14 protein-coding genes are annotated in these 12,020 nt (G+C 69.7%); 3 read left to right on the plus strand and 11 right to left on the minus strand.

Going from position 1 to position 12,020, the window contains the following annotated elements; translation table 11 throughout:
• Nucleotides 1-140: 140 nt before the first annotated feature.
• A complete protein-coding gene (locus ACFVT2_RS18690; RefSeq protein ID WP_390018882.1) occupies nt 141-968 on the minus strand; it encodes a 3-hydroxybutyrate dehydrogenase in 828 nt (275 codons plus the stop codon).
• 167 nt (nt 969-1,135) lie between these two features.
• Between ACFVT2_RS18690 and ACFVT2_RS18695 the strand changes: the two genes are divergently transcribed.
• Nucleotides 1,136-1,297, plus strand: coding sequence for a hypothetical protein (locus ACFVT2_RS18695; protein ID WP_390018885.1), 162 nt, complete (start codon nt 1,136-1,138; stop codon nt 1,295-1,297).
• 6 nt (nt 1,298-1,303) lie between these two features.
• Here ACFVT2_RS18695 and ACFVT2_RS18700 read toward each other — a convergent pair whose 3' ends face one another.
• From ACFVT2_RS18700 to ACFVT2_RS18710, 3 genes are all read right to left on the minus strand, one after another.
• Nucleotides 1,304-2,080 carry a methyltransferase domain-containing protein gene (locus ACFVT2_RS18700; protein ID WP_390018887.1) on the minus strand — a complete coding sequence of 259 codons (777 nt, stop codon included), beginning with the start codon at nt 2,078-2,080 and terminating at the stop codon, nt 1,304-1,306.
• Nucleotides 2,081-2,132: 52 nt separating this feature from the next.
• On the minus strand, nt 2,133-2,468 hold the full coding sequence (locus ACFVT2_RS18705) for a TetR family transcriptional regulator C-terminal domain-containing protein (protein WP_390018889.1): 336 nt from the start codon (nt 2,466-2,468) through the stop codon (nt 2,133-2,135).
• An 83-nt stretch (nt 2,469-2,551) separates the two neighbouring features.
• On the minus strand, nt 2,552-3,778 hold the full coding sequence (locus ACFVT2_RS18710) for an MFS transporter (protein ID WP_390018891.1): 1,227 nt from the start codon (nt 3,776-3,778) through the stop codon (nt 2,552-2,554).
• 54 nt (nt 3,779-3,832) lie between these two features.
• Between ACFVT2_RS18710 and ACFVT2_RS18715 the strand changes: the two genes are divergently transcribed.
• Nucleotides 3,833-4,192 (plus strand): ArsR/SmtB family transcription factor, encoded by a 360-nt coding sequence (locus ACFVT2_RS18715; protein ID WP_390018893.1) that lies wholly within the window; start codon nt 3,833-3,835, stop codon nt 4,190-4,192.
• 143 nt (nt 4,193-4,335) lie between these two features.
• Here the strand turns inward: ACFVT2_RS18715 and ACFVT2_RS18720 are convergent, their stop codons facing one another.
• Together ACFVT2_RS18720 and ACFVT2_RS18725 are read right to left on the minus strand one after the other, a co-directional pair.
• Nucleotides 4,336-4,758, minus strand: a complete 423-nt coding sequence (locus ACFVT2_RS18720; protein ID WP_390018895.1) for a hypothetical protein — start codon at nt 4,756-4,758, stop codon at nt 4,336-4,338.
• Between the two features lie 75 nt (nt 4,759-4,833).
• Nucleotides 4,834-5,448 carry a CatB-related O-acetyltransferase gene (locus tag ACFVT2_RS18725; protein ID WP_390019101.1) on the minus strand — a complete coding sequence of 205 codons (615 nt, stop codon included), beginning with the start codon at nt 5,446-5,448 and terminating at the stop codon, nt 4,834-4,836.
• A 392-nt stretch (nt 5,449-5,840) separates the two neighbouring features.
• Here ACFVT2_RS18725 and ACFVT2_RS18730 point away from each other — a divergent pair, with 392 nt between their 5' ends.
• The gene (locus ACFVT2_RS18730) at nt 5,841-6,500 is read left to right on the plus strand and encodes a TetR/AcrR family transcriptional regulator (RefSeq protein WP_390018897.1); all 660 of its coding nucleotides are present in this window, start codon (nt 5,841-5,843) and stop codon (nt 6,498-6,500) included.
• A gap of 264 nt (nt 6,501-6,764) precedes the next feature.
• Here the strand turns inward: ACFVT2_RS18730 and ACFVT2_RS18735 are convergent, their stop codons facing one another.
• From ACFVT2_RS18735 to ACFVT2_RS18755, 5 genes are read right to left on the minus strand one after another with little or no spacing between them, the layout of a single operon-like run.
• On the minus strand, nt 6,765-8,207 hold the full coding sequence (locus ACFVT2_RS18735) for an MFS transporter (protein ID WP_390018899.1): 1,443 nt from the start codon (nt 8,205-8,207) through the stop codon (nt 6,765-6,767).
• A complete protein-coding gene (locus tag ACFVT2_RS18740) occupies nt 8,204-9,499 on the minus strand; it encodes a hypothetical protein (RefSeq protein ID WP_390018901.1) in 1,296 nt (431 codons plus the stop codon). Before ACFVT2_RS18740 ends, ACFVT2_RS18735 begins: the two co-directional genes overlap by 4 nt.
• Nucleotides 9,496-10,278 (minus strand): creatininase family protein, encoded by a 783-nt coding sequence (locus ACFVT2_RS18745; RefSeq protein ID WP_390018903.1) that lies wholly within the window; start codon nt 10,276-10,278, stop codon nt 9,496-9,498. Before ACFVT2_RS18745 ends, ACFVT2_RS18740 begins: the two co-directional genes overlap by 4 nt.
• Nucleotides 10,275-11,174, minus strand: a complete 900-nt coding sequence (locus ACFVT2_RS18750; RefSeq protein ID WP_390018906.1) for a dihydroorotate dehydrogenase — start codon at nt 11,172-11,174, stop codon at nt 10,275-10,277. The genes ACFVT2_RS18745 and ACFVT2_RS18750 overlap by 4 nt, the downstream gene beginning before the upstream one ends.
• A 1-nt stretch (nt 11,175) precedes the next feature.
• Nucleotides 11,176-11,691 carry a hypothetical protein gene (locus ACFVT2_RS18755; RefSeq protein WP_390018908.1) on the minus strand — a complete coding sequence of 172 codons (516 nt, stop codon included), beginning with the start codon at nt 11,689-11,691 and terminating at the stop codon, nt 11,176-11,178.
• Between the last annotated feature and the right edge of the window lie 329 nt (nt 11,692-12,020).

A 12,020-nucleotide genomic window follows, 5' to 3' on the forward strand; every position in this document is an offset into this window, starting at 1 on the left:
CCGGCGCGCCGCCGCGTCGCCCTGGGGGCGGCGAGGGGTCCCAACGGCGTTCCGTGCGGGGGTCGTTGGTGATCTCCAGGCGCGTCAGCAACCAGTCGCGTAGCACGCTGCCGTCGGCGCGGTCGAAGACTTGCCAAGGGTCAGCGGGCGGTCCAACCCCCGTCGAGGGGGAGGGACGTGCCGGTGATGCAGCCGGCCTGCGGGGAGCACAGCCACAGCACGGCCCGCGCCACTTCGTCGGGCTCGATCAGGCGCTTGATCGCCGTGCGGTCCAGCATCACGCGTGCCACCACCTCGTCCTCGGGGATCCCGTGGGCGCGGGCCTGGGTGGCGATCTGCTGCTCGACCAACGGGGTACGCACATAGCCCGGATTGATGCAGTTGCTGGTCACCCCGTGCTCGGCGCCTTCGAGGGCGACGACCTTGCTCAGGCCCTCCAGCGCGTGCTTGGCCGCCACGTAGGCCGACTTGTAGGGACTGGCGCGCAATCCGTGGACGGAGGAGATGTTGATCACCCGTCCCCATGCGCGCCCGTACATCTGCGGCAGGGTGCGGCGCAGGATGCGGAAGGGGGCCTCCACCATGACCCGTTGCATCAGACCGAAGCGGTCCGGCGGGAATTCGTGGATGGCGGCCACGTGTTGCAGACCGGCGTTGTTGACCACCACGTCGGCGTCATCGGGGAGCGTGTCCACCGCGTCCGGAACGGACAGGTCGACGATGTGGGCGGTGCCACCGATCGCCTCGGCGAGCCGTTCGGCCGCCTCCTCGGTACGGTCCACCACGCGGACGTGGGCTCCCGCGGCCGAGAGTGCCACCGCACAGGCCCGCCCGATGCCGCTGGCCGCTCCGGTGACCATGGCGGTCCGGCCGGCCAGGAACCGGGCACCGACCGCTACTTGATCGACGACATCGCGCGGATCGTCCGCCGCGTACGGCCCTTCATCGGGGCTGTGGCTGCTCTGCATGACCGAAACGATAGGAACGACACGGTCCTCGGCACATGGGAGCGCAGCACACTTTCCGGTGCGCGGGAGTGGGAGTGACCGCCATACCGAGGTCGCCGTGGGAACCGTATGCCGTCGGGACCGCCTCGTAGCGCTCCCGCCACCGCCCCCACCCGCACGGCGGCGCAATGGGGCCCGGCGCCACATCCGAGACCGACTGGTGCGGGACCACCGGCACCTACCAGCTCAACTCCCTCTGCTCCAGCTGCTACACGGCGACGTTCTTCGGGCTGGATGCGCCCTCGCTCACCCCGCGCACGGAGCGCAGCGGGGTGAGGCCGACGCGGTAGGGGCGTTCACGCCTCGGCCACGACGAGGTAGAACGTCACCGCGGCGAGGAACGGCCCCTGGGTGAGGTGGGCCAACCAGCGTTCTGCCGCTTCCTCGGTGAAGTAGCCGGCGGTGACCGCGCGGCGTGTGGTGCGTTCCAGGCCGAGGACCTGGTCGGCGACCCGGACGTCACGGAAGACCGACGTGAGGGGAATGACCGCAGGCACCGCGAATCCGGCTCCGGTCGCCAGGCGGGCAAGCTGCCTGCCGATCCCCGCATTGCGTACCACCTCGTCGGCGACGTGGCGGGTGTAGGCATGCGTCAGGGCCCCGTCGGGGTGGTCGACGGTCAGGGTTTCCCAGTCGGGCTCGCCCATGACGAGGCGCCCGCCCGGCCGCAGGACCCGACGGATCTCGGCGAGTGCCAGGCCGGGATCGGTGACGTGCTGAAGCACCCGGTCGGTGCGTGCCCGGTCAGCGGACTGGTCGGGCAGTGCCAGGTTGTGGATGTCGCCCAGCCGGACGTCCACCACGGGCTGGTCGGCGGTGCGTGCCCGGGCCGCGTCGACCATGGCCTGGTCGCGGTCGAAACCGAGCACGGCGCCCGTCGCGGTGGTCGCCTCGGCGAGGGCCCCGAGATCGGTACCGGGACCACACCCGAGGTCCAGTACCGTCTGGCCGGCACGGACCGCCAACTCGTCGAGCATGCGCTGCTTGTAAGAGCGGCCGAGATCGCTGGCGGCGAGCCGGTCGAGATAGCTGATCTGGTCGGGCTTCGCGGTCTCGAAACTGGGTGAGGTCATGGACATCAGTCAAGCAGTTGCCCGTGGCCGCTCCCGCCACGGGGACGCGAGGTCATCGGGCGGAGCTGTCGGTGAACAGCCGGTCCAGGTGGAGATCGATGGCGATGAGGGTGTCCTGGGGGTCGACCACGTCCAGTTCGATGAGGGTGGTGAAGCCGGTGAGGGCGAGGAGCAGGTTGGTCTCGGCCACCGGGTCGCGGTCCGGTGGGATGTGCCCCTCGGCGATTGCCCGGCGCACCAACTGCTCGACGACAGCGCGTCCTTGGGTGATCCCGTGCCGCGCCCGCGCGTGGATGTGCTCGTCGAGCAGGGCCTCCAGGACGTAGGCGGCGCTCATCCGGCTGGTCGCGCGGGCGTCCGGATGCAACGGGAGCATCTCGGTGAGCATCACCGTAGGACGTCGCGGGGGTGCGGCCGGTCACCGAGCTCCGCCAGGCCCCGGTCGACGCACGAGGTGGCCTGTGCCGGGCGTTATGCCTCGTTCGGGGTGGGCTCGGGTTGTCGGGTCTGGACGGGCGCCGTCTCCTTCGTCGTCCTGCGCTCGGGTGCGGTGAGCAGTGCGAAGCCCGCCACCAGGGTGGCGAGAACGGCGGAGGCCGGCGCCAGCCAGAGCGCCCCGCCGACGGAGAGCACCGCGCCGCCGATGCCGGCGCCGAGCGCGGTGCCGACGTAGTTCATCGACCCGTTGAGGCTCAGTGCGACGGTGGCCGCGTCGCCACCCGCGACGAACACCCGGCTCTGCTGGGGGATGAACAGCGCGGACCCCATCAGACCGAGGATGAACAGTGCCACCAGGGTGGGCGCGAACCAGTGCTGGACCACGGCCAGCAGGGCCGATCCGGCGGTGACGATGCCCAGTCCGGTGGTGAGTACGGTCAGCGAGGCGAACCGGTCCGCGAACGTGCCGATCAGCCGGTTGCCCAGGAAGAAGCCCGCACCGTAGACCAGGAGCGCCGCCAGGATCGCGTTGCTGCTGCCCGAGGTGCTCGTCCCGACGATGGCCGCGGTGTAGGAGGAGATCAGGAACGTCGGCGCGAGCACCAGGGCGCTCACTGCGAGCAGGATGAGGATGCGCGGGTTGACGAGCACTGCGACCCTCTCCCGCATCGTCGTCGTGGGAAGCGTCATCGACGGCATCGCGATGCCCGCGAGCACCGCAGCCACCGCGGCCAGCACGACGATCGTCCACAGGGTGCCGCGCCAGCCCCACAGTTGGCCGATCAGCAGCCCGAAGGGCACGCCGAGAACCGCGGCGAGGCTGGGCCCCGCACCGATCACCGCGAAGGCCCGGGCCCGCTGCTCGGGCGGGGCCAACACCCCGGCAACGGCAAAGGCGTTGGCCTGGAACGCCGCTGCGCCCAGCGCCGCGACGACCCGGCCCACCAGCACGACCGCGTAGGTCGGCCCCGCGGCCTGGAGCACCATGCCGACGAGGAAGGCGATCATGCCCGCGCCGATGACGACGCGCCGATCCAGCCGGCCCGTCAGTGTGGCGATGACGGGCGAGCCGATCGCGTAGGCGACGGCGAAGGCGGTGGTGAGCTGACCCGCGGCGGACGTGCTCACCGCCAAGTCCTGGGAGATGTCGGGGAGTAGCCCCGGCAGCACGAATCCGTCGACGCCGAGTACGAACGTGCCGACGGCAAGGATGACTAACCGCCAGGTCGGCGATGAATTCGATGATTGTGGAATCGTCATATCGTGGAGGCTAGTCTACGATTCGATGACTATCAAAGAGTGGAGGGTCTGCGGATGCCACGCACACTGCCCGAACCGTCCGTCGACTCGTTCGACCTGACGGTCATCCTGAGCGCGCTCGCCGATCCGGGGAGGCGCACGTTGATGCGGGCGCTCTACGAGGCCATCGACCCGATCGACTGCGCGATCCTGGTGGCGCGGGCGGACCTGGGTCTGAGCAACCCGACCGTCTCCCACCACTACCGGGTCCTGCGTGAGGCGGGCCTGACGAGGACGGTCGTCGACGGCCGTAAGCGGGTGGTCCGCGTCCGCCGCGCGGACATGGAACGCCGCTTTCCCGGCCTGCTGCAGGCGATCCTCGGGGCTCCCGAACGATGCGCGGGTACGGGGGAGTTGCGGGAGGAGCGGGTGTGAGCTCCGGTCATTCGGCGGAGGTGGCACCGGGCGATTTCCGTGTGGGGGACACTCCAGTCACCTCGGCCACCCCAGTCACCTCGGTCGCCCCAGCCAACGCGGGCGGTAGAGCGAGGGACCGCGGGCCGCGGTCCCAGCGCGTCTCACATGTCGTCGAGGTTGTCGGCGACGGTGGAGGTCGGGGTGTGGAGGATGGCGTCGAACGCTTCGAGGACGGGGGTGTGGAGGTAGGCGCTTTGGATCCGGATGCGGTCGGGGCCCGGGGCGAGGTCGGCGTTTCCGCACGCCGGTGGGTGCGCCTGGTGGAAATCGGCAATGCTGAGCCCGAGTTCGGCGTCGGAGAAGGCGGCTTCGACGCTTCCCGGCTCGGCCGGCTCCAGCGCGGTGGCGTCGATGGTGAAGCCGAAGCGCGTGTTCTCGTCGCGGGGCATGTCCGCGGTGTGTCCGGTGGTGGCGCGCAGCGGCTCCAGGTCGTCGAGTGATGCCTCAGGGTCGAGGTGGGTGAGGGGGACGGCGTGGGTGCGAAGCCACTCGGCGAACGGGTTGTCGTGGGACGAAGTCGGCATGCTGATGACTTGATTCCCCAACTCCGGGACTCTGAGGTGAACTTGGGAGCGGTGACGTGCTGGCGCGCGAGTAGATCACTGTTGCGGGAGCGCGGGCGCCGCGTTCTCCAGGTCGTCGATGCTGCCGGACATGATGGTGCGGACGTTTTCGGTGAGGTGCTGGAGCGGCCAGTCCCACCAGGCCAGGGTCAGGAGGCGGTTGATGTCGGCGTCGCTGTAGCGGCGGCGGATGAGACGGGCGGGGTTGCCGCCGACGATGCCGTAGTCGGGGACGTCGTCGACGACGACGGAGCCGGAAGCGATGATCGCTCCGTGGCCGATGCGGACGCCGGGCATCACCATGGACCGGTAGCCGAACCAGACGTCATGGCCCACCACGGTGTCGCCGCGTCTGGTCAGGCCGGTGATGAGGTCGAAGTGCTCGGACCAGGAACCGCCCATGATGGGGAACGGGAACGTCGAGGGGCCGTCCATACGGTGGTTGGCGCCGTTCATGATGAACCGCACACCCTCGCCCAGCGCGCAGAACTTCCCGATGACCAGCTTCTCCGGCCCGTAGTGGTACAGCACGTTGCGGGTCTCGAACGCGGTCGGGTCATCGGGATCGTCGTAGTAGGAGAACTCCCCGACCTCGATCAGCGGCGAGGTGATCAGCGGCTTCAGCAGCACCATCCGCGGCTGCTCGGGCATCGGATGCACCACGGTCGGGTCGGCGGGAACAGGCGGGGTCACGAATTGCTTCCTTTCTGTAGGGATGTCTGTAGGCATGTCTGTAGGCATGTCTGTGGGGATGTCTGTGGGGATGTCTGTGGGGCTGGAGGGCCTCGGCGTACGCTGCTCGGCGGCAGGCACTTCACTCAGGGTCCGGTCGATGACCTGCTGGACGGTGGCCGGCGGCTCCATCCGTGCGTTTTGGGCCAGTTGGCCGACGCCACCGGTGGCCTGGACGACGACCTCCCCGTCATCGGGCCGTTCGCGCCGGGTGAGCGCTTCGGAAGAGCATCGATCACTCCACTAGTGCGACAGTTGCTGCTTTAAGATGTTGGCATAATGCCGTCCCGCCGAGCAAACGATTAGCAGTGATGACTTCCACGGACTCAGAACCAGGCCCGGAACCAGAAGGCACCCGGCCGCCGCCGCCCCGGCGCCGCCCCGGAGGCCGCACCGCCCGTATCCGCACGCAGGTCCTCGACGCGGTCCGTGCCGAGCTCGGCGAACACGGTTACGACGGGCTCACCACCGACGCCGTCGCCGCCCGCGCAGGTGTGCACCGCACCACGGTGTACCGGCGCTGGGGGGACGTCGGTGGCTTGCTCGCCGATGTCCTCGACGCGGCGAGCGACGACGACTGGCAGCCACCGGACACCGGCTCGCTGGAAGGTGATCTGGCAGCACTGAACGAGGAGATCCAGGCAGCCCTGACCGCACGGCCACCGATCGTGGTAGCGCTGATCGCCGCCTCGTTCCGCTCCGAGAAAGCCGCCCAGGCCCAACAGCGGCTCTGGGAGGACCGCTACGCCCGCTGCGAGATCATCGTCGGCCGGGCCGTCCGGCGCGGCGAGCTCCCACCGCCAACCGACGCTCGGCGACTGCTCATCGCCGCCACCGCGCCGCTGTACCACCAGCTGGTGCTCCTGCGCACACCCGCCGATCCGCAACTGCCCGGCCAGGCAGCCAGAACCGCCGCCCTCGCCGCAGCCGCCGGCGCCTTCGTCGAACCGCCGTCAGTGGACGAGACCTGAACGGCGCTCCCCGTACCAAGCCAGTTGGGTCGCTTTGCGGAAGTCAGTTGTCGTTCGGCGGATTCTGAGGGAGGGGCCTGACGCGGAACCACGTACGAAGACACGCGTCCTGGGTGTTTGGACGTGGTTCCACTTCTCCCGCGCATGCGATCTCGGCCTGGGGGTGGGGGAGGGGCAGGTTCAGGAGGTCCGCCCGGTGGTCTTTGGACCGGACGGCTCGTCACTTCACGCGTGGGGCGAGAACGCCGGTCGAACAGCTGGCACTTACTGGGGATCCCCGGGCGGAGCGTGAGTCGCTGGTGATTTCGGGGTGGCCAGGAAGATCGTGGCCAGGGTGAGGGCGGCGGCCAGCCATGTGGTGGTGTGGAACGCCTCGGCGAACGCCTGAGCCGTTTCCGGGGAGTTACCCGCTTCCAGCGGGGACGTCGACGTGCCCGGGGGGAGAAGCGAGCGGTAGGCCACCGCGGTGACCGTGCCGAAGATGGCGATTCCCAGGCCGGCACCGGCCTCGTAGGAGACGGACTCGATGCCTGCCGCCGCACCCGCCTGGGAGGACGGCGCGGTGGCCATGATCAGGTTCGAGGCGACCATTTGGACCAGCCCGTGGCCGAACCCGATCAGGGCCAGGCCGAGCGGGACCAGCGTGCCGGAAGCGACCAGGACGTACCCGCTCACTGCGAGCAGCAGGCCGGCGGGCACGTCCGCACGCGGTTGTCCCACCCGCGAGAGGATCATTCCGCCCACCGGGCCCGCCACCATCGCGGCCACCGGCATCGGGATCAGGTACAGGGCGGCGGCCTCCGCCGACAGTCCCTCGACGAACTGGAGGTACTGCACCAGTTGGAGTTCGAAGCCGACCATCACCAGCACCGGCAGCACCGAGGCCACCACTCCGGCACGCAGCCCGGGCAGCCGGAACAGCGACAGGTCCAACATCGGGTGCGGCGCGCGCTGCTGCCGTCGTACGAACAGGACCAGTGCGGTCAGGCCCATCACGGCCGGCAGTGCCACCTCCAGCGGTCCGACGCCGTCGTGGGTGAAGGTGATGATGGCGTAGGCACTGCCCAGGAACCCCACGATCGACAGGACGGGCGAGGTGGCCTCCCAGGGTTGCCGCTCGGCCTCGACCTTGTTGCGCAGCAGCAGCGCCACAGCGGGCATGGCCAGCGCCACCACCGGCAGGTTGACCAGGAAGATCGAACCCCACCAGAAATGCTGGAGCAGGAAGCCGCCCACCACCGGCCCCAGCGCCGAGGCTCCGGCGGCGACCGCGCTCCACGCCCCGATGGCCACCGCGTGGTCGCGGCCGTCGCCGAACGTCTGCCGGATGAGCGCCAGCGTGGCCGGGATGATCATCGAAGCGCCGACCGCCAGCAGCGCCCGGGCACCGATCAGGGTCAGCGGCCCCGATGCCATCGCGCACAGTGCCGAGGCCGCGCTGAAGACCGCCAACCCGGCCAGCAACAGGCGCTGGTGTCCGATCCGGTCGCCCAACGGCCCGCTCACCAGCACCAGTCCGACCATCAGGAGCGAGTACACGTCCACTGTCCACAGCACTTCGGACGGGGTCGCGTGCAGCTCGTGGGCGAGGGTCGGGACGGTGATGGTGAGGATGGTGACGTCAATGGCCGCGGGCAGGAAGCACCACAGCACCACGGTCAGCACCAGCCAGCGCCGGGCCCCGACCACAGGCAGCGTGCTGGTCACCGGCCGGGGCCCAGAGCCGTCCTGACTCTGATGATCAGATCGTCCAGCTCGGCCAGGTTCGAGGCGTAGAACATGCAGCTCAGTCTGCCAGTTCGCAGATCCGTCAGCTCGGTGGGAACCACACCCCGTTCGGCGTGCCGGGGCGAGGCCACCAGCCGTCCGAGCAGGCGCAGCACTTCCGGCAGATCCAGTCCGGCCGGCAGTCCGTAGAAGTCGTAGTTGCCGACCGCGTGGGTGTCGAGGTAGCCGGGGCCGATGAGGTGCTCGCCGAATTCGTGCACATGGCTCGACCCGGTGCGACGGGCGTTGAGGTCGTGCATGTAGACGACGTCGTCGCGGGCGATCGCGTCGATGCCGAAGCGCCCGCGGTAGCCGCGCCGTTGCATCTCCTCGGCCAGCCGGAGTCCGCCGTCGGTCAGCGGGCGGTACCACCATCGGTCACGCAGTTCCCGCGCGGTGACGTTGCCGCGCAGGTGGGTGGCGCCCTCGAACAGCATGTCGGTCGTGTAGCACAGGTGGGGCGGGGCGTCCACGGGCACCATGTACTCCACGGACGGGAAGGCGATGTCGCCGTCGAGGAACTCCTCGACCACCACCGGATCTTCGTCGTAGAACGTGCTCGCGGCCAAGCGTTCGGCGATGTCGTCGTCGCCCGGCCGGAAGATCAGCAGACCGAGGCTCGCCTCCCCGCGGTCCGCCTTGACGATGCAGGGCGTGCCCGTCGCGAGCATGTTCCGCACCGCCGCCGGCACCTCGTGCTTCCCGGAGCAGTGCGTACCGGGCGGGATGCGGCAGGGCCCGTCGGTCATGCCGAGGTCGGTGGCCAGGTCGCGCAGGCCGGTCTTGGTGTCCAACAGGTCGCGCAAGCCCTGTTGCGGCGGGCTCTCCGGCAACTCGACTGCCACGCCGTACCGGGTGCGCAGGACCTCGGTGAACCGCCACAGGTCGGTGGTGGTCGTGTGCGGGATCAGCCGGAGCCGGCGGCCCGGCCCCGCGTGGGCGGCCACGGCGGCCATCAGCCCGGGATCGGCGAGCGTGTCGGCGAACAGTGAGCCGGTGCGGCCCGCCGGGCTGAGGTTCACCACGTCGTCGATCTCCAGGAACTTCCGCTGCCAGTCCAGGTCTCCGATCGGCTCGTAGGTGATGAGCATCTTGTCCAGCGGTCCCCAGAACAGCGCCTGGTCCTGCTGGGCGTAGCACTCCGACAGCAACGCGTCGACGTCGTCGGCGCGGACCGCGAAGTCGCGCAGGGTGTCGACGGCGTTGCTCACGCAGAGGGTGGGTGTGGTCATGTCTGCTCCTCGCGCAGCAGTCCGTTGCCCTCGGAGACCAGGGCGACAGCGGCCGAGACCACGTGCCAGAAGAGGTCCTTGCCCAGGGCTGCGGTGGCGTCCGAAGTGTTCGACAGGACACCTTGGTTGGTCGTGCGGTTCACGTCGACGGGGTGCAGATAGATCCCCGGGCGGGGTGGGTCGGCGTGGTCGGGCCGCGCGGCCGAGACCAGGTCCGGACGGAGGTAGAGCATCAGGCTGGTCTCGGTGATCCCCGCGTGCTCGGCGTGCCACCCCGGGAAGAGCGGCACCCGCCCGGCCAGCCAGTCCGTGTCGACCAGGCTCCACCAGCTCAGTGCGATGAACTCCTTGCCCGCGGCCGCTGGCCGTCGCCCCACCTCGTCGAGGGCCTCGAACAGGAACGGCTCGTTCTCGAAGTGGCCGTTGACGATCAGCAATCGGCGCCACGGCAGGGCGCACAACGACTCCAGCGCGTCCTCAAGGAAGGCCAGCAGGGACTGACCTCGTACGTGGACGGTGCCGGGAAAGGCCAGTCCGCCCCCGCTCTGCGGCAACGACCGCGCCGCGATGGACTGCGCCGGCAGGGTCAGGGCGTTCAGCTCGTAGGCGATCTGCTGGGCGAAGGCGTCGGCCAGGAGGGTGTCCACGGACAGCGGCAGGTGCGGACCGTGCTGTTCGATGGACCCCACTGGCCACGCCAGGGTCTGCCCGGCGGTGGCCGCCAGGATCTCGGCGCTGCTCAGGTCGCACAGGTGCGGCCCGGCCGATCGGGGGGTCATGACCGCACCTGCTCTGATCGGTCGGCTCCGGTGAAGGGTTCGGAGCCGTGGTCGGTGTTGCGCAGCCCGGTGGCCTCGGCCACGATCCGGGCCAGTGTGGGGCTCATGTCGGTGTGCAGCGCGGTGTACACCTGGGCCGCCACCGCGCCGACCCGCAGGTAGTCGTGGACGTCCCGGCCCGATTGCACGCCGCCGGAGCCCAGCACGGGCAGCGGGAACCCGGCTCTGCACAGCTTCCACAGTGAGGCCAGTACGAGAGGTTTGATGCCTGGTCCGGAGTAGCCGAACACTCCGCCGAGGCGGAGGTCGCCGGACTCCGGGTGTACGGCGGCGGCGGGCAGGGTGTCGCTGATGGTCACCGCGTCCGCGCCGGCCCGGGCGGCGGCGAACGCCCGGGCGTGGAGGCCCTCGCCGCTGGCCAGTTTGACCGAGAACGGCACCCGCGTCGCGGCGCGGGCGGCCGCGGTGTAGGCGTGTACCCGCTCGGGAGTGTCGTCGAGGCCGTCCGTCTCATTGAGGCAGGAGATGCCGAGCTCCAGTGCCCGGCAGCCCGCCGCCTCCACCTGGGCCGCCAACTCGGCCAGTTCCGCGGGGCTGTCGGCGTGCAGCGACGCGATGACCGGCAGCCGGTCCCGTGCCAGGTCGCGCAGGATGCCCACCCAGTGGTCGACGGACCGTTTGGAGTAGGTGGTGCTGTTGATCATTCCGGTGGGCAGCCGGACGATGCGCTCGTCCAGGCCGGTTGGCGGGTTGGGGTGGATGGTTTTGGTGATGACCGCGCCCGCACCGGAGTTCAGCAGTCTGCGGATGTTGCGTTCCTGGTCGGTGAGCAGGCCGGAACCGACCACGACCGGATTGGCCAGGTCCATCCCCAGCACATGTGTCGTGGCCGCCATGTCAGACGGCCGTCCTGGTCCGGCCCAGCGCCGCGAGCACGCCGTCGACCAGCAGCGCCGGTTCGGTGGCGATCTCCTCGGCGGACAGGAACGTGGCGGCGGCGACCTGGGCGAGCCCCTTGAGCAGGTGGCTGGCCGACTCGGCGAAGGGCTGGTCGGTGATGCCCACGATGGGGCGGCCCAGCGCGCTGGCCCACCCCAATTCGATGTGTGTGCCGTCCGTGCGCAGCAGGGTGCCGTCGAGCACCGGCAGGACCGGCACGAACACATCGCACTCGCGCATCCAGGCGTAGTCGCGTACGGACACCTCTTCGGGGGTGAACGAAGCGGTGTCGGCGCCGAACCGCTCTGCCACGTGTGCGGAGAGCACCGTGGCGCCGGCCCGTTGGGACTGATCGATGGTCAGGCTCACGCATTCGCGGATCGGCGTCGCCATTCCGCCGGGCACCAGGGCGTGCTGGATCGGGCCGCCGACAAACAGGGTGACGCCACGCAAGGCGTCCGGGGTGACACTCATGACTTTTCGCGGTTCCTTCGAAAGTTTCTGCCGGTGGCCGTGCCATCGGGCGGACTTCGGCCACCGGAAAGGCCGGAAAGGAAGGGACTGGGCAGCGCAATCACATAATGCGCTTGCGGTGAATCGCAGGGGATTCCGGGCGCGAAACCCGACGGTGTTGTCACCGGGGCGCCCGGTTGCCTACTCGTTCCGCACTCGGCGTCCACCAGGTAGGCAAATAGACGACTTGAGTCTAGTCCGGGGCGATTCATCACTACAAGCGCAGTCTGCGCCAGGTGGAAATGTGTGACAAATAACGAAAAAGGTGCATAACGATCGCTCTGAAACGC

Source organism: Streptomyces sp. NPDC058000, assembly GCF_042886435.1.
Lineage (GTDB): Bacteria > Actinomycetota > Actinomycetes > Streptomycetales > Streptomycetaceae > Streptomyces.